This is a genomic window from Pseudomonas sp. P2S-1, assembly GCF_057197725.1.
The window spans coordinates 6003703-6027053 of record NZ_CM170068.1 but is presented as its reverse complement, the minus strand read 5'-3'; the positions used below and the strand labels follow the sequence as shown (position 1 = coordinate 6027053).

General features: G+C 62.8%; 24 protein-coding genes and 1 pseudogene. 3 read left to right on the top strand and 22 right to left on the bottom strand.

Annotated features, from left to right (window positions below):
* Window positions 1-3: 3 nt before the first annotated feature.
* From AC2CQI_RS27025 to AC2CQI_RS26975, 11 genes and pseudogenes are all read right to left on the bottom strand, one after another.
* Complete coding sequence (locus tag AC2CQI_RS27025; RefSeq protein ID WP_484578426.1) at window positions 4-1170, bottom strand: phage tail sheath subtilisin-like domain-containing protein; 1167 nt, start codon at window positions 1168-1170, stop codon at window positions 4-6.
* Between the two features lie 84 nt (window positions 1171-1254).
* The gene (locus AC2CQI_RS27020; RefSeq protein ID WP_484578425.1) at window positions 1255-1839 is read right to left on the bottom strand and encodes a hypothetical protein; all 585 of its coding nucleotides are present in this window, start codon (window positions 1837-1839) and stop codon (window positions 1255-1257) included.
* A gap of 15 nt (window positions 1840-1854) precedes the next feature.
* A complete protein-coding gene (locus tag AC2CQI_RS27015) occupies window positions 1855-2304 on the bottom strand; it encodes a phage tail protein (protein ID WP_484580671.1) in 450 nt (149 codons plus the stop codon).
* Window positions 2305-3489: 1185 nt separating this feature from the next.
* A pseudogene (locus AC2CQI_RS27010) lies at window positions 3490-4422 on the bottom strand (phage tail protein); the annotation flags it as partial.
* On the bottom strand, window positions 4415-5023 hold the full coding sequence (locus tag AC2CQI_RS27005; protein WP_484578424.1) for a phage tail protein I: 609 nt from the start codon (window positions 5021-5023) through the stop codon (window positions 4415-4417). The pseudogene AC2CQI_RS27010 and the gene AC2CQI_RS27005, both read right to left, overlap by 8 nt.
* A 1-nt stretch (window position 5024) precedes the next feature.
* Window positions 5025-5906, bottom strand: coding sequence for a baseplate assembly protein (locus tag AC2CQI_RS27000; protein ID WP_484578423.1), 882 nt, complete (start codon window positions 5904-5906; stop codon window positions 5025-5027).
* Window positions 5903-6229 (bottom strand): GPW/gp25 family protein, encoded by a 327-nt coding sequence (locus AC2CQI_RS26995; protein WP_075806183.1) that lies wholly within the window; start codon window positions 6227-6229, stop codon window positions 5903-5905. Before AC2CQI_RS26995 ends, AC2CQI_RS27000 begins: the two co-directional genes overlap by 4 nt.
* Before the next feature lie 120 nt (window positions 6230-6349).
* Window positions 6350-6910, bottom strand: coding sequence for a phage baseplate assembly protein V (locus AC2CQI_RS26990; protein ID WP_484578422.1), 561 nt, complete (start codon window positions 6908-6910; stop codon window positions 6350-6352).
* Window positions 6907-7413: a hypothetical protein gene (locus tag AC2CQI_RS26985; RefSeq protein ID WP_484578421.1), complete on the bottom strand. Its 507-nt coding sequence runs from the start codon at window positions 7411-7413 to the stop codon at window positions 6907-6909. The genes AC2CQI_RS26990 and AC2CQI_RS26985 overlap by 4 nt, the downstream gene beginning before the upstream one ends.
* A complete protein-coding gene (locus tag AC2CQI_RS26980; protein WP_075806186.1) occupies window positions 7410-7745 on the bottom strand; it encodes a phage holin family protein in 336 nt (111 codons plus the stop codon). The genes AC2CQI_RS26985 and AC2CQI_RS26980 overlap by 4 nt, the downstream gene beginning before the upstream one ends.
* A 477-nt stretch (window positions 7746-8222) precedes the next feature.
* Entirely contained in the window at window positions 8223-8957 is a 735-nt protein-coding gene (locus AC2CQI_RS26975) for a LexA family transcriptional regulator (RefSeq protein WP_484578420.1), read from the bottom strand.
* A 184-nt stretch (window positions 8958-9141) separates the two neighbouring features.
* Between AC2CQI_RS26975 and mutS the strand changes: the two genes are divergently transcribed.
* Both mutS and fdxA read left to right on the top strand, forming a co-directional pair.
* Window positions 9142-11718: a DNA mismatch repair protein MutS gene (gene mutS / locus AC2CQI_RS26970; protein ID WP_484578419.1), complete on the top strand. Its 2577-nt coding sequence runs from the start codon at window positions 9142-9144 to the stop codon at window positions 11716-11718.
* A 140-nt stretch (window positions 11719-11858) separates the two neighbouring features.
* Window positions 11859-12182 (top strand): ferredoxin FdxA, encoded by a 324-nt coding sequence (fdxA, locus tag AC2CQI_RS26965; RefSeq protein ID WP_075806189.1) that lies wholly within the window; start codon window positions 11859-11861, stop codon window positions 12180-12182.
* A 563-nt stretch (window positions 12183-12745) separates the two neighbouring features.
* Here fdxA and rpoS read toward each other — a convergent pair.
* The 8 genes from rpoS to AC2CQI_RS26925 form a co-directional block, all read right to left on the bottom strand.
* A complete protein-coding gene (gene rpoS / locus AC2CQI_RS26960) occupies window positions 12746-13753 on the bottom strand; it encodes an RNA polymerase sigma factor RpoS (protein WP_075806190.1) in 1008 nt (335 codons plus the stop codon).
* 105 nt (window positions 13754-13858) lie between these two features.
* A complete protein-coding gene (locus AC2CQI_RS26955; protein WP_484578418.1) occupies window positions 13859-14719 on the bottom strand; it encodes a peptidoglycan DD-metalloendopeptidase family protein in 861 nt (286 codons plus the stop codon).
* Between the two features lie 186 nt (window positions 14720-14905).
* Window positions 14906-15544 carry a protein-L-isoaspartate(D-aspartate) O-methyltransferase gene (locus AC2CQI_RS26950; RefSeq protein WP_178392073.1) on the bottom strand — a complete coding sequence of 213 codons (639 nt, stop codon included), beginning with the start codon at window positions 15542-15544 and terminating at the stop codon, window positions 14906-14908.
* Window positions 15545-15582: 38 nt separating this feature from the next.
* The gene (surE, locus tag AC2CQI_RS26945; protein ID WP_484578417.1) at window positions 15583-16332 is read right to left on the bottom strand and encodes a 5'/3'-nucleotidase SurE; all 750 of its coding nucleotides are present in this window, start codon (window positions 16330-16332) and stop codon (window positions 15583-15585) included.
* On the bottom strand, window positions 16320-17378 hold the full coding sequence (gene truD, locus AC2CQI_RS26940; protein ID WP_484578416.1) for a tRNA pseudouridine(13) synthase TruD: 1059 nt from the start codon (window positions 17376-17378) through the stop codon (window positions 16320-16322). The genes surE and truD overlap by 13 nt, the downstream gene beginning before the upstream one ends.
* Window positions 17375-17848 (bottom strand): 2-C-methyl-D-erythritol 2,4-cyclodiphosphate synthase, encoded by a 474-nt coding sequence (gene ispF / locus AC2CQI_RS26935; protein WP_075806195.1) that lies wholly within the window; start codon window positions 17846-17848, stop codon window positions 17375-17377. The genes truD and ispF overlap by 4 nt, the downstream gene beginning before the upstream one ends.
* Window positions 17849-17919: 71 nt before the next feature.
* Entirely contained in the window at window positions 17920-18774 is an 855-nt protein-coding gene (fghA, locus tag AC2CQI_RS26930) for an S-formylglutathione hydrolase (protein WP_484578415.1), read from the bottom strand.
* 8 nt (window positions 18775-18782) lie between these two features.
* Window positions 18783-19895, bottom strand: a complete 1113-nt coding sequence (locus tag AC2CQI_RS26925) for an S-(hydroxymethyl)glutathione dehydrogenase/class III alcohol dehydrogenase (RefSeq protein ID WP_075806197.1) — start codon at window positions 19893-19895, stop codon at window positions 18783-18785.
* Between the two features lie 106 nt (window positions 19896-20001).
* On the opposite strand from AC2CQI_RS26925, the gene AC2CQI_RS26920 reads away from it, so the two are divergent.
* Complete coding sequence (locus AC2CQI_RS26920; protein WP_484578414.1) at window positions 20002-20898, top strand: LysR substrate-binding domain-containing protein; 897 nt, start codon at window positions 20002-20004, stop codon at window positions 20896-20898.
* A gap of 4 nt (window positions 20899-20902) precedes the next feature.
* On the opposite strand, the gene ispD is transcribed toward AC2CQI_RS26920, so the two are convergent.
* The 3 genes from ispD to eno form a co-directional block, all read right to left on the bottom strand.
* Entirely contained in the window at window positions 20903-21607 is a 705-nt protein-coding gene (gene ispD, locus AC2CQI_RS26915; protein WP_484578413.1) for a 2-C-methyl-D-erythritol 4-phosphate cytidylyltransferase, read from the bottom strand.
* Window positions 21604-21882 carry a cell division protein FtsB gene (ftsB, locus tag AC2CQI_RS26910; RefSeq protein WP_009395237.1) on the bottom strand — a complete coding sequence of 93 codons (279 nt, stop codon included), beginning with the start codon at window positions 21880-21882 and terminating at the stop codon, window positions 21604-21606. The genes ispD and ftsB overlap by 4 nt, the downstream gene beginning before the upstream one ends.
* Before the next feature lie 156 nt (window positions 21883-22038).
* A complete protein-coding gene (gene eno, locus AC2CQI_RS26905) occupies window positions 22039-23328 on the bottom strand; it encodes a phosphopyruvate hydratase (RefSeq protein ID WP_075806200.1) in 1290 nt (429 codons plus the stop codon).
* Window positions 23329-23351 lie beyond the last annotated feature (23 nt).

Genomic DNA, 23351 nt, shown 5'->3' with positions numbered 1-23351 from the left:
TCCTTAAGCGGCTTGGTCGAGGACTTCGGTCAACCACTGGTTGGTGACCTCGACACGGAAGTTGGGGTTTTCGGCAGGCGGTACGTCGGTGAAGCGGATGTTCCAGTAGACCTTGCCCTGCTCCAGCTGGCTGGCGGTGTTCAGGTCCGGGTCGGCGTAGACCTCGAAATTGATGATCGCGCCCTGGGCCTTCAGGTCGCGCATGAAGTTCTCCAGGCCCTCGGTCACGTCCTTGACGTAGGTCGCGGTGATCGAGCGGTCCACCGCCCATTTGTGGCCGTAGAGGATCGCGTCCATGACGATGTCCAGGGTCCGCACGCGGGTGACGAAGGCCCACTTCGGATCGCTGGACAGGGTGCGGTTGCCCCACAGGCGGAAGCCGTCATCGCGGATGATGGTGGTGATGTTGGCGTTGTTCAGCAGGTTGGCGCGGCAGGTCTCGTCGCCATCGAGGAATTCCACGGCACGGGTGGTGCCGGTGATGCCGACGAATTCCTTGTTCGATGGCGAGGCCCAGAAGCCGTACTCGTTGTCGGTCCAGGCGAACAGACCGGCGACCCAGGCCGAGGCCGGTGCATCGACGGTGGCGTCGGCGCCGGTGTCCCAGTACTTCACGCCTGGGTCGACCATGAACGCGCGCTTGGCGCCGAAGTTTTCCGCATAGGCCAGGGCAGCCTCGTCGGTGGTGCCCGGGCCGTCGATGATCGCCAGGCCGCGCAGCTTGTCGGCCAGGGCCACCAGGGCGGTGCCGACGGCCTGGGTGGCGCTGTGTTTCGGGGTCACCAGCAGGCGTGGCTGGGCATTGAAACGGCTCTTGCCGTCGAGCAGCGCCTGCAGGCCGGTACGCTTGCCGTCGGCTTCGACGCCGCCGATGATCGCCGAGGTCTGCTCGGCAGCATCGGTGAGCTTGGCCACGCCGCAAGCGACGATGACCGACTTGGCCCGGGCAAAGACGGCCTGGCAGGCCTTGGTGATGGCGGCATCGGCGCCGAATGCGGCGATGGCTTCACGCTCGCTGGTGATCAGCACCAGGTCGTTGGCCTTGGCCGTGGCGGTCGGGCCTTCAGTGAAGGTGTCGACCAGGCCGATGATGGAAGAAGACGGCAGCGCGATGCTGCGTGCGCCGGTGTCGATATTCGTTACGGTAACGCCGTGAAAAAATCCACTCATTGCTGTTTTCTCCAGACATGAAAAAGCCCCGTCAAAGCGGGGCACTCGTTGAGATAAGGGAAAGGGGAAAGGGGAAAGCCCGCGTCAGCGGACCTCATATGATCGCGGAGCGATCCAGGCCGGCGCCTCGGGGCGGCGGCCACTGTCGGGGAAGCGGTTGGACTGGGGCCAGTCGCGAAGCGACTGGATGTAGCTCAGCAGCTCAGCGAACTGGTCAGACGAAAGACTCAGCGGCAGGCCGATTTCCAGTTCGTCGCGGTGCCGCTCACTCAGCCACTTCACGCTATCCAGTTCGCTGTTTCGCCAAAGTCGCTCAAGTCGCTCGTATCGCTCAGTCCTCAGAGCCTCGTCGAGGACCCACGCGCCATCTGTCCAACGATGGTCAATGCTCGGCGGCGGCAGATGAGTGAGACCGTCGGGCAAGTCACCCAGGTCCTCGTGACGGCTTTGCACGCCGCTCTCGGTTGAGAAGACTGGACCGCGCCAGTCGGGCACAAGGGACCAGTCCCCGTCGCTCCGTACGACGGCACTTCCTGCCGGGCAATCAGGCGGAGCCTTCGTGTATGCGTGCGCTGGAATCAACCATTCGCCCGGCTCAAGCGGGTTCGGATCTGCGTCCCCGCTGCCCAGAAACTCGCCCGAGCCAGGGTGAGTGTGATAGATCTTCATCCTAATTACCTCGATTCAGTATTTGATGCAGGCCAGCAGAGCAATGTTGCGAGGACGGGCTGTCCCGTGAGTCACGCCCCATGCACTTGTCGCACCCCCTTGACCTGGGACAGCACTCGGGAACACGTTCGCACCGGAACTGAGCCGGTCAGCACCGAAGGACGCGGGATCTGATCCTGCGCTCAGATGGACACCACCGATCCCGTCATAAGAGGGGTCATCAGCGGCAACCAGGGTTCCGTTTTGAAATGAGCCGAGCGCGCGAAGCGAGTCGATGCCTCGACCGTCGTCCCAGCTACGCAGGAACTCCCCGCGAAGATCCGGAAGGTTGAAGGTCGTGCTGCCGTCTCCGGCCCCACCGAAGGCACCGATGGCCGCGAACAGTCGCGCATACGTGCTGCGGCTGACCAATGCGCCGTTGGCCTTGAGGTAGCCCGAAGGCGCAACATTGGACGGGAAGTACATGATCATCCCTGGCCAGACCTGCTTGTCGAGGCGCTCCCATTCCGTCCATTGCCCGGAGTAGGTACTTCGCGCATAGACTGCGCTGCCTTCGCTGTACTGAATGGCCATCTGCGCGCGATTGGCCGTGGCAGAAATCGCGGAGAAGAACGAAGTCGTGATATGCCAATAGACTCCCGGCACCGGCGTATTGGCGTGATTCGACACTATGACCTGGCTGGCCGCGAGATTGGGATCGACAGCAGCGCTTCCCGCTGCCAGACCAGAAGCAAGATCCAGCGACTGCGCCAGCCCTGCAACATCAGCAACGGCATGGGAATGCGTGGTCGGGGCCTTGCCAGTGAGCGTTGAGGCCAGGCCTGTCACCGCACTGAGCGGCAGTTCTCCATCCTTGGCCAGCGCCAGCGCAGGTGCCGACACGTTGCTGGAGTTCAGGACAACCGTACGCTCGGCCTGCACTTCCCCGGCGATGGGTGCTTCGCAAAGCTCGCTCGACCAGTTCTGGAAGTAGGACAGCTCCCCGCTGAACGCCTGGGTACGAATCGCAGTGATCGTAAGGCGTGGAACGTAGGCATTCATCCCGAAATCCAGGCGGATGCCAATGAAGCCGTTCATCGGAACGATATAGGCCTTGAATCCCTGGCCAAGCGAAACGGTCGGGCTATTCACCATCAGCTTTGGCGAATACACCGCATCTCTGTAGTAGTACCAGTTCAGTTGTGCATCGAAAGGACTGGTGTAGGGGTTCAGGCCGCCGCGGATCAGAAGGGTGGGCATCACCCCTTCGACCATCGGGATCTGGGTCTTGACCAGGACGCCCGAAGCGAACTCGAACCTGGAAATGTCGAGGCACTCCAGGGTGAAAGCTCCCGTCAGGTTTCTGCCACGGATCTGGACGTCATCGGCAATCCCGTAGCCTGCCAGGCTGGTCGCTTTCTCGGCCTTCCCATCCACCCGGTTGAGCACCGTGGTCGCGAAATTCGGGTCGTTGCCCAAGGCGTCCGCCAGTTCCTTCAAGGTATCCAGCGCGCCGGGCGAACCGGCGATCAGGTCACTGATGGCGGAGGTCACGAATGCCGTATTCGCGAGCTGCTGGGAGTTGTTGCCAGACGTGGCAGTGGGCGCCGTAGGAACACCGGAAAGCGCAGGGCTCAGTAGCGGCGCCTTCAATGCCAGCGCCGTATCGACCTGGGCCCGTGTATAAACATCGGTCAGCCCGTAGCCGGCGACGGTAGTCGGGTTGCTCGCCGCGACCACGCGACCGTACTTGTCGACTGTCACACTGCGATACGTGCCTGCTGAAATCCCGGTCCGTCCAAAGGCCATCTCGAATGACAAGGCGCTTGTACCCAGGGTGATCGGTGCATCGGTGACCAATTGCCAGGCACTGTCGCCATTCGCAGCGCCCTTCTCCACCAGCACCAGCAGCCCCGGCGTTACCTTGGCGTTGCTGTCGGCGTCGGTGCTGCGCCCCCAGGCCCCGGCGGCGACCACATACAGGCCGTTGTCCTTGGCGGCGGCCTGGTCCTTGACCAGTACCCGACTGCCCGTCTGCAGCGCCACGCCATCGATGGTCTGTACGCCACTCAAGGTGACCGGCGCAGTGGTCGCCACCAGCACCGAGTACTTGAAGTCCTGGCGGGCCAGTTCTTCGGTCACCCACTCGCGGGTCGCCAGCACGACGCTGGGATCGATGCGCAACTGGACGTTGCTGGCGCTGCTGACCACCAGGCTCATGCGCACCACCTGGGTGCGGCCCGAGCCCTGGCTCAGCAATGGCTTGTAGGTCGGTGCACAGTTGGCGACCGCCACCAGATCGCCGTCTTCGTCATAGAGACCGATCTCGCGAATCCAGCGACCGCCGACATCGGCCGGAATGACCTGCTCGGCGACAACGATCGCGCTGTTCTTGTCGTCGACCTTCAGTTGGTTCAGCGGGGCCCGGCGCCATTCGGCGATCAGTGCAGTTTGATTAGCATTGGGAGTCGGGTCGCTGCCGTTGGCATCGCCCACGCCCATTTGCGTGATTTTCCACGGGATGCCCAAGGCATCGGCGTTGGCTTGCTTGGCCGCCCCCACCGCAGTGAGGATGGCGTAAAACTGGGAATTCTGGTCAACCATGTGCAATGTCCAGAGTGTCAATGGTGTGTTCACGGCCACCGCGACCAATCTGGCCGGTGACCTCGATTTCGCGGGGAGTCAGCGGATACACATCGAGCATGTCGCCGTCGCTCAACGAGCCGCCAACATAGAGGCGGCCAGTCGATTCCAGGCTGATCGCCAGGCCGACCATGTGCCGGCTGACAGGCCTGGCGTCATCCAGCAGCGCCGTCAATTCGTCATAGGTTTCGTCGCTGATGCCGTCGTTGGAAACACCGATCTTCAGCGAGAAGGTGCCGGGTACGCCTGGGGGTTCCTGGTTGAACCACTCGACCACTTCGATCAGATAACCAAAGGGTTCGACGACCCGTCGCAGAGCGCCGAGCGTGCCTTTGCGGGCATGGACCAGGAACGAACTGCGGATCATCGAGCGCTTGACCGTATCCGGCCAGGTCTCGTCCCAGCGGTCGACCGACCAGGCCTGGGCCAACTGGTGCAACAGGTGCGATGGACAGGTATCGGGGTTGTAAAGGGTTCGCAGCGGAATCTGCAGGTCATCCGCCGAAGCGACCTCCACAGCCCGTTCCAGTTGAGAACTGTTGAGCGGCAGGAGGCTGTTCATGTCAGTCTCCCTGGACCACGGTAACGCCATCGCACCAGGCCGCCTGCCCCTTGCTCGGCCGAATGTCCTGCCAGCCGATCAGCTCGACCCGCGCGACACCGCTGATATGCAGCTGGGCATCGATCCCGGAGCGCGCGACCTCAACACCAAGGCGGCGCCGAGGATTGATCCAGGCCTGCAAGCGGCGCCGACACTCGACCAGGGTCGCCTCGGTTTCCGGCCCGTTGCTGGCCATGTGCAGAATCGCGTTGATCGTGTAAGGCAGGATCTCGGCGCTGCGCACCGTCAGGCGATCAGCCACCGGACGTACTTCGTCGTCATTGAGGTAGGCCGCGACCTGCGCCAGCAACTCCGGACTGGCGACACCCTCGTTATCGAAGCTCAGCACCGTCACATCCACCACCGCCGGCGACGGGCTTTCCGCCGTGGCATCGGCGACCTGGCCGGAGGCGTTGCGGGCATGCAGGATGTAGCTGTTGCGCGGGCCTGCCGTGGTCAGTCCTTCATAGACCAGTTCGATACGCTCGCGCAGGGCGTCGTCTTCTTCCAGTACCTGCTCGGTCGGCGGCACGGTGCTCGGGTCAGCGGCACGCACTACCAGGCGTTGCAGTTGCACGTTGGCGGCCAACTGGTCCAGATCACTACCTTTGGCATACGCCAGCAGCAGCGCCTTGGCCGCATCGTTGACCCGTGCCCGGTTGAGCAGAGTGCGATAGGCGCCGACTTCCAGCAGCTTGGTCACCGGGTCGCTTTCCAGTTGCGCGGTCCAGCTGTCGCCCATGTGCGACCTGAAGGCCTCCAGGTCAGCCTGGAAGATATCCTCGAAATCCAGGTCCTCCAGCACCTGCGGCGCGGGTAGCGCCGAAAGGTTCACGATACTCATGCCGTCACCTCCAGGATCTGGCTGTCACCCAGGTATTGCCCGGTGAGCTGCAGGCTGATCTGCCCGTCCACCACCGCCGTGACCCGGACCCGTTCCAGTTTCAGACGCGGTTCCCAGCGCACCAGGGAGCGTGCGACTTCGGCCTGCACCGCACTTTTCCAGCCTTCATTGACGGGAAGGTCGACGAAGCGGCGCAGCTTGCTGCCGTAGTCAGGACGCATGCGCCGGCTACCCAGCGGGGTGGTGAGGATGTCCTCGATGGACTGGCGCAGGTGGGCGAGACCGGAAAGTGGCTGACCGGAGCGGCGATCCATTCCGATCATGGCGCTACTCCTTCGCTTGATTGGGGTTGTGCACTGCGGCGCGGACACCGGGTGCGAAGTGCTTTTTCGTGGGCGCCATGGCGTCCCCCCTGGCATGAAAAAACCCGCAACGGGCGGGCTTCAGTGTTTGTGGTTCGGCGTATTGCCTGCGGTATCGATGATCGTGCCGCCGCCATGAATGTTTCCCGTCACCTCCAATGCACCATTGATCTGCACCGGACCATTCAAGGTCAGGCTGCCAGCGGTCAGCGTGATGGAGTCGGGGGTGGCCGTCAGCGTGCTGCCGCCGACCTTGAGGGTGATGCTGCCGCGGGGCAGATCGATGGTGTAGGTGCTGGCCTGCCAGTCGTAGACCAGCGAGCCGCCATCGTCGAAACGCCAGACTTCGACGTGCTCGCGGTTGTCCGGCGCGTTGCCGGCATTGCCATAAAGGCCGGGGATAAAAGTGCCCTGGGCCGGCTCGCCGCTGGGACTGACCAGCATGCCCTGCTCGTCCAGGCTCGGTGCCCGCCAGTGCCGGGCCTTGCCGGCGGCCTGGCTGTGCCAGCGCACCCAGGCGCTGGTCCAGCCGGCACCGTCGGACACCCGGACCCGGGCGGCAGCCAGATCGACCGCCACTACCCGGCAGGGAATCAGCAGGCCGGCGATCATGCGGTCGTGCATCGAACTGACGTAGCTCATGCAAAGTCCTCCGGGGCCTTGTAGTCGCTTTCATGCCCCGGCCCGGCATCCGGGTCGAAGGCCAATACCAGGGTTCCCGGCGGTTGGTTCGGCCAGGGCCATTGCGCCTCGCCCAGATGCAGTGCCTGTTGCCACTGCACCGTCCAGGTCGATGGCGAGGTGGTCGTCGGCATGGCCTGGATGCCAATGGCTTCCTCGACGAAATCGATGCCCCAGTACTGCTTGCGCAGCAGCACCATCAGCTGTGCTGCCAGGGTCACCGTTTCCAGTGGCGCTTGTGCTCGACTGCCATCGGTACTGATGCGCGCTTCGAACGTGGCCACGACCCGGGAATGGCCATCACCGGGATCGATGCCCGGCTTCAGATCGACGATGCCGTGAAACAACGCGGGCAGCGGTGTTTCCTGTTGCACGACGGCATAACTGCCGACGGTGGCCAGTTGCGGCATCGCCGCTTCGATGCTTGCGCTGATGGCCTGATGCAGTGCATTGAGGTCGCTCATGATCTCTCCTTGCTGTCAGTGCCCAGCCCGAGGCGCTTGATCGCCCAGCGCTCATAAAGCCCCATGGTGATGTCCGCACCGCCGACGGCGGTCAGGCAGCCCAGGGCACTGGCCGCCCACATCGAGAGGCCGCTGGCATACAGCAGCATCACGGTGGACACGCCGCAGACCATGCAGGCCCCCGAGCGCAGCGCCAATCGCCTGAGCAGGGCGCCGCCTCGGGCGCCTGCCTTGTCCGCTCGCCACATCTCGCCGGAGACCCCGCCCAGCAGCGCCAGGACGATCACCAGCCAGATCGGCATTTCCAGTAGCGTTTGTTGTTCGCTTGTCACGGTCCTGCCTCCTTTCTACTTCCCGCACAGCGTCGGGCCGAACGGGGAATGGGACCGAGTGGTTACTCGGCATTCCAAAAAGCCCGGGAGCACGTCCTGGGCTTTTCAGTAATGCGTCGTCAAGACGCCCGCCACTGCTGGTGCGCTGGGCATCTGCGCTTCAAGTTGTTGACTCCGACCGCGGCCACCTGCCCGCCGGATAACTGCTTCTGGTGCTTTACGCTGCACACCCGGGTCAGTTGCCAACCCTCTGAACAGTCGAGGCCTGTTCATCGCTGCCTTTCTCGCCGCCGGCGTCTGACCGGCTTGAGACGAACTTTATGCATGGATGCATATACAGTCAATGCATTTTTGGAAATATTTGCATTGATGGATTTGCATATACGCATCAAACCCTTGCAGGCAGTGGCGTGCAGCGCTTTTCAGCAGACGAAAAAAAACCCGCCGGGGCGGGTTTTCAATGAAGGCGGGAGGGGGTCAGCGGGCGAACATGCCCCACCAGAACACATGACCGAGGATCGCGATCTGCTCTTCCTGCATCTGCTGGAAGCTGTAGTCCTCGTCGGGGTGCTCGTCGCGGTTGAAGCTGCGCAGACGGATGCCGGTGGGCAGGCGGTAGAGTTGCTTAACTCGCAACTGGCCATTGTGGTTGATGGCGTAGAGGTCACCGTCGATGATGTCGCCGATCGAGCACTTGCCTGTGTTGACCCCTACCGTAGCGCCGTCGCGCAATACCGGGAACATGCTGTTGCCGCGTACCGTCACGCACTTGGCCTGGTCGAACTGCACGCCGTTGTGACGCAGGCTGCGCTTGCCGAAACGCAGGCGGGCGCGCTCGCTTTCCTCGATGACGAATCTTCCTGATCCTGCTGCCAACTCGACCTCACGAAGAAAAGGAACGGACACCTCGTCGTCCTCGACGGGGGTTTCATCGTCCCACAGGCTGATATCACGCAACTCGTCATGATCGGGCTCGCGCTCGGCCATGCGGCTGTCACCCAGGTCGGCACGGCCACGCAACTGGTCAGTGCTCACGCCGAAGTACTCGGCGATCTTCGACACGTGTTTGTCCGAAGGATCGACGATCTTCCCGCTGAGAATCCGCGACAGGGTGGATTGAGGCACGCCGGTACGACGGTGCAGCTCCGTGGCGGAGATTCCGTGGCGTTCCAGCAGTGATTTGAGAACGAGGGCTACATTGCGCTTTTGCATGGGATGCATATTGGCTTGGGATAGGGAGAAATGCAATTGCAAATATGCATCTTTTCGCGCTGCACGGAATGAATTGCAATGGCCCGACGTGGTTGGCCGCCTGCCGGTCTCAGCGCCCATGGAAAAATCCCTGTATTATTGAGCGTTTCATCCCCTTCAAAGACCCCCTGCTCCTAGGCCTTGAATGTCTGATCTCTCCGCACACACCCCAATGATGCAACAGTACTGGAAGCTGAAGAACCAGCATCCAGACCAGCTGATGTTCTACCGCATGGGCGACTTCTACGAGATCTTCTACGAAGATGCGATAAAGGCCGCGAAACTGCTGGATATCACCCTGACCGCGCGCGGTCAGTCGGCGGGCCAGTCGATTCCCATGTGCGGTATCCCCTTCCATTCGCTCGAAGGCTATCTGGCCAAGCTGGTGAAGCTGGGGGAATCGGTGGTGATCTGCGAGCAGATCGGCGACCCGGCCACCAGCAAGGGGCCGGTGGAACGCCAGGTGGTGCGCATCATCACGCCGGGTACGGTGAGTGACGAGGCGCTGCTGGACGAACGCCGCGACAACCTGATCGCTGCAGTACTCGGCGACGAGCGCCTGTTCGGCCTGGCCGTGCTGGATATCACCAGTGGCAACTTCACCGTGCAGGAGCTCAAAGGCTGGGAAAACCTGCTGGCCGAGCTGGAGCGCACCAACCCGGTCGAGCTGCTGATTCCGGACGACTGGCCGCAGGGCCTGCCCGCCGAGAAGCGTCGTGGCTCCCGCCGTCGCGCGCCATGGGATTTCGATCGTGACTCCGCGCGCAAGAGCCTGTGCCAGCAGTTCGCGACCCAGGACCTGAAAGGCTTCGGCTGCGACAAGCTGACCCTGGCCATCGGCGCCGCCGGCTGCCTGCTGGGCTACGCCAAGGAAACCCAGCGCACCGCCCTGCCCCACCTGCGCAGCCTCAAGCATGAGCGCCTCGACGACACGGTCATCCTCGACGGCGCCAGCCGCCGTAACCTGGAGCTGGACGTCAACCTCGCCGGCGGCCGCGACAACACCCTGCAGTCGGTGATCGACCGCTGCCAGACCGCCATGGGCAGCCGCCTGCTGACCCGCTGGCTGAACCGCCCGCTGCGCGACCTGAAAGTACTCCAGGCACGCCAGGGCTCGATTCGCTGCCTGCTCGATAACTACCGGTTCGAGCGGCTGCAACCGCAACTCAAGGACATCGGCGATATCGAGCGGATCCTCGCCCGTATCGGCCTGCGCAATGCACGCCCGCGTGATCTGGCCCGACTGCGCGACGCCCTCGGCGCCCTGCCCGAGCTGCAGAACGCCATGGCCGAGCTGGAGGCGCCGCACCTCGCCCGCCTGGCCGCCATTGCCGGCACCTATCCGGAGCTGGCTGGCCTGCTGGAAAAAGCCATCATCGACAACCCGCCTGCGGTCATCCGCGACGGCGGCGTGCTGAAGACCGGCTACGACGCCGAGCTGGACGAACTGCTGTCGATCAGCGAGAACGCCGGCCAGTTCCTGATCGACCTGGAAACCCGGGAAAAGGCCCGCACCGGCCTGGCCAACCTCAAGGTCGGCTACAACCGCGTGCACGGCTACTTCATCGAGCTACCGAGCAAGCAGGCGGAACAGGCCCCGGCCGACTACATCCGCCGCCAGACGCTCAAGGGCGCCGAACGCTTCATCACTCCCGAGCTGAAAGTCTTCGAGGACAAGGCGCTGTCGGCCAAGAGCCGCGCCCTGGCCCGGGAAAAGATGCTCTACGATGCGCTGCTGGAAACCCTGATCAGCCACCTCGCGCCGCTGCAGGACACTGCCGCCGCATTGTCCGAGCTGGACGTGCTGAGCAACATGGCCGAGCGCGCCCTGACCCTGGACCTGAACTGCCCGACCTTCGTCGACGAGCCGTGCATGCACATCGAGCAGGGCCGCCACCCGGTGGTCGAGCAGGTCCTGACCACGCCGTTCGTGGCCAACGACCTGGATCTGCATGACAGCACCCGAATGCTGATCATCACCGGTCCGAACATGGGCGGTAAGTCCACCTACATGCGCCAGACCGCACTGATCGTGCTGCTGGCCCATATCGGCAGCTACGTGCCAGCGGCCAGTTGCCAACTGTCGCTGGTGGATCGCATCTTCACCCGTATCGGCTCCAGCGATGACCTGGCCGGTGGCCGCTCCACCTTCATGGTGGAAATGAGCGAAACCGCCAACATCCTGCACAACGCCACCGACCGCAGCCTGGTGCTGATGGACGAGGTGGGCCGTGGGACCAGCACCTTCGACGGTCTGTCCCTCGCCTGGGCCGCCGCCGAGCGTCTGGCCCAACTGCGCGCCTACACCCTGTTCGCCACGCACTACTTCGAACTGACCGTGCTGCCGGAGAGCGAACCGCTGGTGGCCAACGTGCACCTGAATGCCACCGAGCACAACGAGCGCATCGTCTTCCTCCACCACGTCCTGCCGGGGCCGGCCAGCCAGAGCTATGGCCTGGCCGTGGCGCAACTGGCGGGCGTACCGACGCCGGTGATCCAGCGTGCCCGGGAGCATCTGGGCCGTCTGGAGACGTCCAGCCTGCCGCACGAGGCGCCCAAAACTGCGACGCGTGGTCGCAGTGAGCCAGCAGTCCCTCATCAGAGCGACCTGTTCGCCAGCCTGCCGCATCCGGCCATCGACAAGATCGGCAAGCTCGATCTGGACAACATGACCCCGCGCCAAGCTATCGAAATGCTCTATGAACTGAAGACTCTGTTATAACGCGGCGCTTCACAAGCTGTTAGAATCCCGCGCGGTTTGGCGGAGCGTCGAGTTATTAGCCTGGCTCGCCGCAAACCTACCGAACCGAGCGGCCCTGACTGGAAGGGCACCGCTGCCGTCGCCTGAGGAGAGAATTAGAAATGACCTTCGTCGTCACCGACAACTGCATCAAGTGCAAGTACACCGACTGCGTAGAAGTCTGTCCGGTGGACTGCTTCTACGAAGGACCGAACTTCCTGGTCATTCACCCGGATGAGTGCATCGACTGTGCGCTGTGCGAGCCTGAATGCCCTGCCCAAGCCATCTTCTCGGAAGATGAAGTCCCTGATGACATGCAGGAATTCATCGAGCTGAACGCCGAGCTGGCAGAGATCTGGCCGAACATCACCGAAAAGAAAGACGCGCTGGCCGATGCCGAAGAGTTCGACGGCGTCAAAGGCAAGATCAAGGATCTGGAGCGCTGAGTCCCGGACTCGCTCCCGACCAACGAAAAAGGCCCTCGCGGGCCTTTTTTCATATTCTGCGGGCAAAAAAAAGGGGCGGTTTGACCCGCCCACATTTTTTCCGTAGTCCCTGTATTCCCTGTCATCATCCTGATGAATCGCATCCTGCGATGTCCTTGGTCGTCATCCTGACAACCTGTGTCAGTCCGTAGACACAGGACAAATATTAACCCGTACAACGCTGGTCGCAACTGGCAATGGCTCTCAAAAAAAGACATAGGGGTCATTGAAGCAAAAACAAAATTCTTTTAATTTCAATAAGTTATTGAATTCACCACACGCAAATCGACCTAAATTTACCTCGTTTTGCTGCAATCACTTACACGTCGCGTAAGCGATTACTTACATCAAAAGGCTCGGTCCTGACGGAACCGTCTTATGTCCTAGGACTGCCAACGCGATCAGGCAAGGGCTACGCTCCTACGCTCCCCAGGTGAAAGCAGGTTCATAGGGGACCCTGCCGACACAAATCAAAACGCCCCGAACCAGTCGGGGCGTTTTCGATGCAAGGCCGATCGTTATTCTTATTGGAACAGCGACTCACTCGAGAGGCCGTTCTTCTCCAGGATCTCGCGCAGACGCTTGAGCCCCTCGACCTGGATCTGACGCACCCGCTCACGGGTCAGGCCAATTTCCAGCCCGACGTCTTCCAGCGTGCTGCTTTCATGACCCCGCAGACCAAAGCGGCGAATCACCACCTCACGCTGCTTGTCGGTCAGCTCGCTCAGCCACTGGTCAATGCTCTGCGACAGGTCATCATCCTGCAGCAACTCGCAGGGATCGGTCGGCCGGTCGTCAGTCAGGGTATCGAGCAGGGTCTTGTCCGAGTCTGGCCCGAGGGAGACGTCTACCGACGATACCCGCTCGTTCAGCCCAAGCATGCGCTTGACCTCGGCGACCGGCTTCTCCAGCAGGTTGGCGATTTCTTCAGGGGAAGGTTCGTGATCGAGCTTCTGGGTCAGTTCGCGGGCAGCGCGCAAATAGACGTTGAGCTCCTTGACCACATGAATCGGCAGGCGAATCGTGCGGGTCTGGTTCATGATCGCCCGTTCGATGGTCTGCCGGATCCACCAGGTCGCATAGGTGGAGAAACGGAAACCACGTTCCGGGTCGAACTTCTCGACCGCACGGATCAAGCCCAGGTTGCCTTCCTCGATCAGGTCGAGCAGGGAAAGCCCCCGATTCACATAGCGGCGGGCGATTTTCACCACCAGGCGCAGGTTGCTCTCGATCATCCGCTTGCGGCCGGCAGGGTCGCCACGTTGCGACAGGCGCGCAAAATGGACTTCCTCTTCAGGCGTCAGCAGCGGGGAGAAACCGATTTCATTGAGATACAGCTGAGTCGCATCAAGTGCCCGGGTGTAATCGATGTACTTGTGCTGTTTTAGCGAAGAGCCCTGTTTGGCCCTGGTCCGAACCGAAGGTACAGCAGGTTCGTCTGACACCACATCCGTTTCCAAAACGATGCCGGTCTCCATGAGAAGAACCTCATCGTCGATGTCAAACTCCGGCGCTTCTTTGCTGAGAGCCATTGTTATAGTCCTTTGCTGAGTTCGAACTCAGACTCGAGCGCACCTTGTCCATGGCGTCGCCAGAGCCTGTCCCCATTACGCTAAGGAACAGGCCGGAACCAACAATCAACGGTTTGGCAGGAACTGCAATGGGTCTACCGGTTTACCCAGACGGCGTATTTCAAAGTGAAGCTTCACGCGATCGGTGCCCGTGGACCCCATTTCGGCAATTGTCTGCCCAACCTTGACTTGCTGTCCCTCCCGAACCAAAAGCCTGCGGTTATGACCGTAGGCACTCACGTAGGTTTCGTTGTGCTTGATGATTACGAGCTCACCGTAGCCCCTTAAACCACTACCGGCGTACACCACCGAACCATCAGCGGCAGCAAAAACAGGCTGTCCCAAATCCCCGGCGATATCAATGCCTTTATTCAAACTACCGTTTGAAGCGAATTTTCCAATCAGCACGCCGTTCGCCGGCCAGGCCCAGCCGCCGCTGGAGCGCTCTGCTGCGGGAACCTGGGTGGGCGCCGTGGACGGTGTGACCACCGGTGCGGAGCTTGCAGTGCCAGTATTTTTCACCGGTGGCGGTGTTCCCGCCGGACGCCGGGTCACCGTGGTCTTGCTCGACGGGGAAGTCGAGGTCACAACGCGGGAAGACCCGGAAGAAGGCTCATCGAAGCGGATCGCCTGGCCCGGGCGAATGGTATAGGGCGGATCGATATTGTTGCGTGCAGCCAGGGACTTGTAATCCCAGCCATAGCGGAAGGCGATGGAAAACAGCGTATCCCCGGGGCGCACCACATATTGACCGGAAGTGACCGCAGGGCGCTTGGGTGCGGCATTGTTGCGATCGACCACCCGCGCACCGCTGGAAGAGGAAGAAGTGCTGGAGCAACCCGTCACCAACATGCCAAAGGCAAGTGCAACCACCAGAAGCCTGATGCTTGATAGACCCATACGCTGCCGAATGACTGTTTGACTCACCCGCCGCTCCCTTAAATGGTGACCGAGTTTGAAAACGCAATAATGTTGCAATTATAACCATGCGCCAGACACTTGCGCGCGCAGTACAAACGCAAAACGTGAACAGTTGCCGCCCAATACAGGGGCACCCGGCTGATAGACCCGATGCCACGCGGAGAATTCGCCCACTTCAAAAATAAACAGGCGTCAGGACAAGGTGCCGTTGAGCAGGGGTACAAAACGCACCGTGCCCAGCACACGCCGGGAGAAACCATGCTCCTCGCGGACGATCAACAGCAGTTGCTGGACCTCGCCGACATTGCCCACGGGAATCACCATGCGCCCGCCCGGCGCCAGTTGGTCGAGCAACGCCTGGGGCACTTCCTGGGCCACGGCGGTGACGATGATGCCGTTGTAAGGGGCCAGTGCCGGCCAGCCTTCGCTGCCGTCGCCCCAGCGGAACACCACGTTGCGCAGGTTCAGTTCGGTCAGGCGTTCCTTGGCCCGATCCTGCAGGACCTTGATCCGCTCGACGGAGAACACCCGCTCCACCAGTTGCGCCAGCACGGCGGTCTGGTAGCCGGAACCGGTACCGATCTCCATGACCTTGTCCAGCGGCCCCGCCTCCAGCAGCACCTCGCTCATGTGCGCAACCATGAACGGCTGCGAGATGGTCTGGTTGTGCCCGATCGGCAGCGCGGTATCTTCGTAGGCGCGGTGCGCCAGCGCTTCATCGACGAACAAATGCCGCGGCGTGCGACGCAGTACATCCAGTACTCGCGGGTTCGACACCCCCTCCTCGCACAGGCGCTGGATCAGCCGCTCGCGGGTGCGTTGGGACGTCATGCCGATACCGCGGCGCATCATATCGTCCTGATCGCGCATCAGAGCACACCCTCCAGCCAGCCCTGCAGGCGTTCGAAGGCATCGTTGAAGGTGCGGTCCAGCTGCAGCGGCGTGATCGACACATAGCCCTGCATGACCGCATGGAAATCGGTGCCCGGCCCGCCATCCTCGACATCGCCGGCCACCGCGATCCAGTAGCCTTCCTTGCCCCGCGGATTGACATCCTTGATCGGCGCGGCGGCGCGGGCGCGATGGCCCAGGCGGGTCAGCTGGATACCGCGAATATGATCCAGCGGCAGGTTGGGAATATTGACGTTGAGCACGGTGCGCGGTGGCAGTTCCAGCCGCGTATGCGCCTCGACCAGCTTGCGCGCCACATAGGCCGCCGTCGGCAAGTTGTCGGGCAGGCGCGACAGGAGCGAGAAAGCGAAGGAGGTGTTGCCGAGGAAACGCCCTTCCAGCGCCGCGGCCACGGTTCCCGAATAGAGCACGTCGTCGCCGAGGTTGGCGCCGAGGTTGATTCCCGACACCACCATGTCCGGGGTCTGCTCCAGCAGGCCGTTGAGACCGAGGTGAACACAGTCGGTCGGCGTGCCGTTGATGCTGATGTAGCCGTTGGGCAGGGTGTGCGGATGCAGCGGACGGTCGAGGGTCAGCGAACTGCTGGCACCGCTCTTGTCCTGGTCCGGGGCGATCACCACGCAGTCGGCATAATCCGCCAGCGCACCATGGAGCGCAGCGATACCGGGCGCGAGAACGCCATCGTCATTGGAAATCAGAATACGCATGGGCTGTCCGTCTGCCCTGCCGGGACCAGATCAAGGAGTTCGCGCACCACCACGGTGGCGAAGCATCCGGCCGGAAGGACGAATTCCAGTTGCAGGATATCAGGCTCGGGATAATGCCACGTCAGCCGGCCAATGGGCAGTCGCAGAATGCGTCGTTCCTGCTTGAGTGCGGCATTCCCAAGCCACTGGCAAAGTGCCGCGTTCTCGTCGCCGATCCGCTGCTCGAGCACGCCGGCCGCGCCCTGCGTGGCGGGAAACCCTTCGCCCCACAACGGACCGGTGGGATGCAGGTCGAGAATGCCCAGGCGAGGATCACAGCATTCCGACTCGCCTGCCGGAAAGAAGCTACGGCTGTCGGTGAAGGCCAGCAGGTCACCGACCCGGGCCTGCTGCCAGCTGCCGTCACCGACACGCTCGGCCAGAACACGGTTGAACAGGTAGCTGCGCGCGCTGGACAGCACCCGCGAACGCAGGTTGCGCTGCTCCGGCAGGGCCTTGCGTTCGGCCCAGTGCCGAGCCTCCTCGACATTGCCGCCCTGATGACCGAAGCGCTGGGAACCGAAGTAGTTCGGCACGCCTTGGGCGCGCAGTTGTTCGAGGCGCGCGTCGAGGGCGGCGCGATCGGCCTGGAGCTGGGTCAGGCGCAGGGTGAAGCCGTTGGCCGAGTGGGCACCGCGCTGCAGCTTGCGCGAATGCCGGGTGCGCTCGAGGATGCGCAGGCTTTCATTTTCGGCGGCCGTGAAATCCGGATCGGCCTTGCCCGGCAGGTGCAGGCTGAACCACTGGCGGGTCAGGGCCTGACGGTCCTTGAGCCCGGCATAGCTGATGCTCTTCAGCGGCACGCCGGCAGCGCGGGCCAGGCGGCGGGCCGCTTCCTCGGTGTTTAGGTCGCGTTTCTCGACCCACAGCCACAGGTGCTCGCCCTGCCCCGACAGCGGGATATCCAGGACTTCATCGACCTGGAAGTCTTCCGCCACCGCCTTCAATACCGCACGGCCCAGTGCCGGCCCGCTCGCGCGCGGACCGAGAAGTTCGAGTTCGGTCATGCTGGCAGCAACAAGGCGACGGCGTGAACCGCGATACCTTCCTCACGCCCGGTGAAGCCGAGCTTTTCGGTGGTGGTGGCCTTGACGTTGACCTGGTCCAGCTCGACCTGCAGGTCGGCAGCGATCAGCTCGCGCATGCGTTCGATATGCGGCGCCATCTTCGGCGCCTGGGCAACGATGGTGGCGTCGACATTGCCGACCTTCCAGCCCTTGGCCTGGACGATGCCGACCACATGACGCAGCAGCACGCGGCTGTCGGCACCCTTGAATTGCGGGTCGGTATCGGGGAAGTGGCGACCGATGTCACCCAGCGCGGCAGCGCCGAGCAAGGCATCGCTCAGGGCGTGCAGCAGCACGTCGCCGTCGGAATGGGCCAGCAGCCCGTATTTGTGCGCGATCTGCACGCCTCCCAAGGTGATGAAATCGCCTTCCGCGAAGCGGTGCACATCGTAGCCGTGGCCAATACGCATAAAAAAACGCCCTGATTGAGTCAGGGCGTGATTCTACCCGCTTTGCCGGGCCTTGGGCTTGAATTGTCGCCTCAAGCGCGGCCGGCACCCAGCGCTGCGGCATGATGCCGCAAGTGGTCATCGATGAAGCTGGCGATGAAGTAGTAGCTGTGGTCGTAACCCGGCTGCAGACGCAGTTGCAGCGGATAGCCCGCCGCTTGCGCAGCCTGCTGCAACACCTGCGGCTTGAGCTGGTTTTCCAGGAAATCGTCGCGATCGCCCTGGTCCACCAGCAACGGCAACTGCTCGCTGGCCTGGGCGATCAACACACTGGCATCCCACTCGCGCCAGCGCGAACGGTCTTCGCCCAAGTAACGGCCGAGGGCCTTCTGGCCCCACGGGCAATCCATCGGGTTGCTGATCGGCGCAAAGGCCGATACCGACGAGTAACGCCCGGGGTTGCGCAGGGCACAGACCAGCGCACCGTGACCGCCCATGGAGTGGCCACTGATGGAGCGCTTGTCCGAGGCCGGGAAATGCGCCTCGATCAGCGCTGGCAGCTCATCCACCACATAGTCGTACATGCGGTAGTTGGCGGCCCACGGCTGCTGGGTCGCATTGACGTAGAAGCCCGCACCCAGGCCAAAGTCCCAGGCGCCGTCCGGATCGCCCGGCACCTGGGCGCCGCGCGGACTGGTGTCCGGCGCGACGATGATCAGCCCCAGCTCGGCGGCGAGCTTGTGCGCGCCGGCCTTCTGCATGAAGTTCTCGTCGGTGCAGGTCAGCCCGCTCAGCCAGTACAGCACCGGCAGCTTGCCGCCCTGCTCCGCCTGCGGCGGCAGGTACACGGCGAACACCATGTCGCACCCCAGCACCTCGGAACGGTGGCGGTAACGCTTGTGCCAGCCACCGAAGCTTTTCTGGCAGGAAATGTTTTCCAGGCTCATGCGCGACCTCAGAAGTGGATGACGCTGCGGATGCTCTTGCCTTCATGCATCAGGTCGAAGGCCTTGTTGATGTCTTCCAGCCCCATGGTGTGGGTGATGAAGGTATCCAGCGGGATCTCGCCCTTCTCGGACATCTCGACATAGCTCGGCAGCTCGCTGCGACCACGCACGCCGCCGAAGGCGGAACCGCGCCAGACGCGACCGGTGACCAGCTGGAACGGGCGGGTGGCGATTTCCTGGCCGGCACCGGCAACACCGATGATCACCGACTCACCCCAACCCTTGTGGCAGCACTCCAGCGCCGCACGCATCAGATTGACGTTGCCCACGCACTCGAAGGAGAAGTCCACGCCGCCGTCGGTGAGGTCGACGATGACTTCCTGGATCGGACGGTCGTAGTCCTTCGGATTGACGCAGTCGGTAGCACCGAGCTGGCGGGCGATTTCGAATTTGCCCGGGTTGATGTCCACGGCGATGATGCGCGAGGCCTTGGCCTTGACCGCACCGATGATCGCCGACAGGCCGATGCCGCCCAGGCCGAAGATGGCCACGGTGTCACCCGGCTTGACCTTGGCGGTGTTCAGCACCGCGCCGATACCGGTGGTCACGCCGCAACCGAGCAGGCAGACCTTCTCCAGCGGCGCTTCCTTCTGGATCTTGGCCACGGAGATTTCCGGCAGCACGGTGTACTCGGAGAAGGTCGAGGTGCCCATGTAGTGGAAGATCTGCTGGCCCTTGTAGGAGAAACGGGTGGTGCCGTCCGGCATCAGGCCCTTGCCCTGGGTGGCGCGGATGGCCTGGCACAGGTTGGTCTTGCCCGACAGGCAGAATTTGCACTTGCCGCATTCCGGGGTGTACAGCGGGATCACGTGGTCGCCCACGGCCAGCGAAGTCACGCCCTCGCCCACGGCTTCGACGATCGCGCCGCCTTCATGGCCGAGGATCGACGGGAAGATGCCTTCCGGATCAGCGCCGGACAGAGTGTAGGCGTCGGTATGGCAGACACCGGAAGCGACCACGCGCAGCAGCACCTCGCCGGCCTTGGGCATGGCCACGTCGACTTCGACGATTTCCAGCGGTTTCTTGGCCTCGAAGGCTACGGCGGCACGGGACTTGATCATCAATCTTCTCCAATGAAAGGACATTTCAGGCACGCAGTGTAATTCAAGGTCTTTTGATGAATAATCAGGCCAAAGACAAAACATTATTGCCGTACAGAGATAATCAATGAGCAATCGCTGGGAAGGGATCGACGAATTCGTCGCGGTGGCCGAGTCCGGGCAATTCACCGCCGCCGCTGATCGTTTGGGCGTGTCGTCCTCCCATATCAGCCGCCAGGTGGCGCGCCTCGAAGAACGCCTGCAGACCCGTCTGCTCTATCGCAGCACCCGCCGGGTCACCCTCAGCGAAGCCGGCCAGACCTTTCTCCAGCATTGCCAGCGCCTGCAGGACGGCCGCGAGGAAGCCCTGCGCGCCATGGGCGACCTCACCAGCGAGCCCAAGGGCCTGTTGCGCATGACCTGCGCGGTGGCCTACGGCGAGCGCTTCATCGCACCACTGGTGGCCAGTTTCATGAGTCAGTACCCGCAATTGCGGGTGGATATCGAGTTGACCAACAACACCCTGGACCTGCTCCACGAAGGCATGGACCTGGCCATCCGTCTTGGTCGCTTGCAGGAGTCGCGACTGGTAGCTGCACGACTGGCGCCACGACGCATGTACCTGTGCGCCTCGCCGGACTACCTGAACCGTTATGGCCGCCCCCACAGCCTGTCGGAACTGGCGCGGCACAATTGCCTGATCGGCAGTTCGGATATCTGGGCGATGCAGCAGGATGGAAGGGAAATCGCCCAGCGGGTGCAGGGCAACTGGCGCTGCAACAGCGGCCAGGCCGTGCTCGACGCGGCGCTTCAAGGGATGGGCCTGTGCCAGTTACCGGACTATTACGTGCTGGAGCATCTGGGCAGCGGCGCCCTGGTCTCGCTGCTGGAAGCGCACCAGCCACCCAACACCGCGGTGTGGGCGCTGTATCCGCAGCAGCGGCATCTGTCGCCGAAGGTGCGCAAGCTGGTGGATCACTTGCGCGAGGGGTTGGCGAAACGCCCGGAATACCAGGCGATCTGAGGTATCAGCGCTGGGACCAGCGCTGGCGCAGCCACTCCAGGTCTTCCGGGCGGGTGACCTTGATATTGTCATTGCGCCCTTCGATCAGCCGCGGCGCCTGGCCGGACCATTCGATGGCAGAGGCTTCATCGGTGATCGCCACGTCCGCCACCAGGCTGTCGGCCAGCGCCCGGTGCAAGGCGCCAAGACGGAACATCTGCGGGGTGTAGGCCTGCCAGATGGTGCTGCGGTCGACGGTGGCCTCGACCCGGCCATGGGCATCGGCGCGCTTGAGGGTGTCCCGGGCCGGAACAGCCAGCAGGCCGCCCACCGGGTCATCCGCCAGCTCCAGGAGCAGGCGGTCCAGGTCATCCCGGGACAGGTTGGGCCGTGCGGCATCGTGGACCAGCACCCAATCGCCATCCGCCGCCCCATGGGCATGCAGCAGCAACAAGGCATTGAGCACCGAATCGGCCCGCTCGCGGCCACCGGTGGCACGCTGGATACGCGGGTCGCGGGCACAGGCCAGGTCGGGCCAGAAAGGATCGTCAGCGGCAACGCTGACCACCACCCCTTTCAGCGAGGGATGGTCGAGAAAACAGTTGAGGCTGTGTTCGAGAATCGTGCGTCCGCCCAGTTGCAGGTACTGCTTGGGCCGGTCGGCGGCCATGCGCGCACCCACGCCGGCGGCGGGGATCACTGCCCAGAAGGCAGGCAGCGGTGTGTTCATTGGGCCAGTTGGTAGAGGGTTTCGCCCTCTTTCACCATTCCCAGTTCATGGCGGGCCCGCTCTTCCACGGTTTCCATACCTTTTTTCAACTCCAGCACCTCGGCATCGAGCACGCGGTTGCGCTCCAGCAGACGCTCGTTCTCGGCGTGCTGGTCAGCGATCTGCTGCTTGAGTTCGGCCACCTGGGCCAGGCTGCCATTGCCCACCCACAGCCGGTACTGCAAGCCACCGAGCAGTGCGAGAAGGACGAGGAACAACCAATAGGGACTACGCATCAGGACATCCAGTGGCGAAAGACCGCGTGTGCGAAAGGCTGATGGCACGAAGCCTGACCGAAGCCAGGCTTTGTGAGTAAAGCATTCGCAGCGCACATGACGCGCGCTTGGACAGCGTCCGGCGCGTCAAGGTGCTGTCTTTTTACCATCTATCGCTTAGCCGCGAAACTCGTCGCGACCACGGTACACCGCCTTGGCGCCCAATTGCTCTTCGATGCGCAGCAGTTGGTTGTACTTGGAAACGCGGTCGGAGCGGCACAGCGAACCGGTCTTGATCTGGCCGGCAGCGGTACCCACGGCCAGGTCGGCGATGGTGGAGTCTTCGGTTTCGCCCGAACGGTGCGAGATCACCGCGGTGTAGCCGGCGGCCTTGGCCATCTGGATGGCTTCCAGGGTCTCGGTCAGCGAACCGATCTGGTTGAACTTGATCAGGATGGAATTGGCGATCTTCTTGTCGATGCCTTCCTTCAGGATCTTGGTGTTGGTCACGAACAGGTCGTCACCGACCAGTTGGACCTTCTCGCCGATCTTGTCGGTCAGGACTTTCCAGCCAGCCCAGTCGGACTCGTCCAGACCGTCTTCGATGGAGATGATCGGGAAGCGCTCGGTCAGGCCTTTCAGGTAGTCGGCGAAACCTTCGGCGTCGAACGACTTGCCTTCGCCGGACAGGTTGTACTTGCCGTCTTCGAAGAATTCGCTGGCGGCACAGTCCAGGGCCAGGGTCACGTCGGTGCCCAGCTTGTAGCCGGCGTTGGCCACGGCTTCGGCGATGGCGCCCAGGGCGTCTTCGTTGGAAGCCAGGTTTGGCGCGAAGCCACCTTCGTCACCGACAGCAGTGTTCAGGCCACGGGCCTTCAGCACGGCTTTCAGGTGATGGAAGATCTCGGTGCCCATGCGCAGTGCGTCGGAGAAGGTCTTGGCGCCAACCGGCTGGACCATGAACTCCTGGATGTCGACGTTGTTGTCGGCGTGCTCGCCGCCGTTGATGATGTTCATCATCGGAACCGGCATGGAGTACTGGCCAGGGGTGCCGTTCAGGTTGGCGATGTGCGCGTACAGCGGCAGGTCCTGGTCCTGGGCGGCAGCCTTGGCAGCGGCCAGGGACACGGCGAGGATGGCGTTGGCGCCCAGCTTGGCCTTGTTCTCGGTACCGTCCAGCTCGATCATGGCGCGGTCCAGGGCTTTCTGGTCGACCGGGTCCTTGCCCAGCAGCAGGTCGCGGATCGGGCCGTTGATGTTGGCAACGGCTTTCAGCACGCCCTTGCCCAGGTAACGGCTCTTGTCGCCATCACGCAGCTCCAGTGCCTCGCGGGAGCCGGTGGAAGCACCCGACGGCGCGCAGGCGCTGCCGATGATGCCGTTGTCGAGCAGCACGTCCGCTTCCACGGTTGGGTTGCCGCGGGAGTCGAGAACTTCACGACCTTTGATGTCGACGATTTTTGCCATTGTTGTAAGCACTCCAGAATTGA

What these genes read in the sequence shown, in the direction of transcription:
- AC2CQI_RS27025 (WP_484578426.1), bottom strand. Translation starts at nt 1,170, where the DNA reads ATGAGTGGATTTTTTCACGGCGTTACCGTAACGAATATCGACACCGGC.
- AC2CQI_RS27020 (WP_484578425.1), bottom strand. Translation starts at nt 1,839, where the DNA reads ATGAAGATCTATCACACTCACCCTGGCTCGGGCGAGTTTCTGGGCAGC.
- AC2CQI_RS27015 (WP_484580671.1), bottom strand. Translation starts at nt 2,304, where the DNA reads ATGTACTTCCCGTCCAATGTTGCGCCTTCGGGCTACCTCAAGGCCAAC.
- AC2CQI_RS27005 (WP_484578424.1), bottom strand. Translation starts at nt 5,023, where the DNA reads ATGAACAGCCTCCTGCCGCTCAACAGTTCTCAACTGGAACGGGCTGTG.
- AC2CQI_RS27000 (WP_484578423.1), bottom strand. Translation starts at nt 5,906, where the DNA reads ATGAGTATCGTGAACCTTTCGGCGCTACCCGCGCCGCAGGTGCTGGAG.
- AC2CQI_RS26995 (WP_075806183.1), bottom strand. Translation starts at nt 6,229, where the DNA reads ATGATCGGAATGGATCGCCGCTCCGGTCAGCCACTTTCCGGTCTCGCC.
- AC2CQI_RS26990 (WP_484578422.1), bottom strand. Translation starts at nt 6,910, where the DNA reads ATGAGCTACGTCAGTTCGATGCACGACCGCATGATCGCCGGCCTGCTG.
- AC2CQI_RS26985 (WP_484578421.1), bottom strand. Translation starts at nt 7,413, where the DNA reads ATGAGCGACCTCAATGCACTGCATCAGGCCATCAGCGCAAGCATCGAA.
- AC2CQI_RS26975 (WP_484578420.1), bottom strand. Translation starts at nt 8,957, where the DNA reads ATGCAAAAGCGCAATGTAGCCCTCGTTCTCAAATCACTGCTGGAACGC.
- mutS (WP_484578419.1), top strand. Translation starts at nt 9,142, where the DNA reads ATGTCTGATCTCTCCGCACACACCCCAATGATGCAACAGTACTGGAAG.
- fdxA (WP_075806189.1), top strand. Translation starts at nt 11,859, where the DNA reads ATGACCTTCGTCGTCACCGACAACTGCATCAAGTGCAAGTACACCGAC.
- rpoS (WP_075806190.1), bottom strand. Translation starts at nt 13,753, where the DNA reads ATGGCTCTCAGCAAAGAAGCGCCGGAGTTTGACATCGACGATGAGGTT.
- AC2CQI_RS26950 (WP_178392073.1), bottom strand. Translation starts at nt 15,544, where the DNA reads ATGACGTCCCAACGCACCCGCGAGCGGCTGATCCAGCGCCTGTGCGAG.
- surE (WP_484578417.1), bottom strand. Translation starts at nt 16,332, where the DNA reads ATGCGTATTCTGATTTCCAATGACGATGGCGTTCTCGCGCCCGGTATC.
- truD (WP_484578416.1), bottom strand. Translation starts at nt 17,378, where the DNA reads ATGACCGAACTCGAACTTCTCGGTCCGCGCGCGAGCGGGCCGGCACTG.
- ispF (WP_075806195.1), bottom strand. Translation starts at nt 17,848, where the DNA reads ATGCGTATTGGCCACGGCTACGATGTGCACCGCTTCGCGGAAGGCGAT.
- fghA (WP_484578415.1), bottom strand. Translation starts at nt 18,774, where the DNA reads ATGAGCCTGGAAAACATTTCCTGCCAGAAAAGCTTCGGTGGCTGGCAC.
- AC2CQI_RS26925 (WP_075806197.1), bottom strand. Translation starts at nt 19,895, where the DNA reads ATGATCAAGTCCCGTGCCGCCGTAGCCTTCGAGGCCAAGAAACCGCTG.
- AC2CQI_RS26920 (WP_484578414.1), top strand. Translation starts at nt 20,002, where the DNA reads ATGAGCAATCGCTGGGAAGGGATCGACGAATTCGTCGCGGTGGCCGAG.
- ispD (WP_484578413.1), bottom strand. Translation starts at nt 21,607, where the DNA reads ATGAACACACCGCTGCCTGCCTTCTGGGCAGTGATCCCCGCCGCCGGC.
- ftsB (WP_009395237.1), bottom strand. Translation starts at nt 21,882, where the DNA reads ATGCGTAGTCCCTATTGGTTGTTCCTCGTCCTTCTCGCACTGCTCGGT.
- eno (WP_075806200.1), bottom strand. Translation starts at nt 23,328, where the DNA reads ATGGCAAAAATCGTCGACATCAAAGGTCGTGAAGTTCTCGACTCCCGC.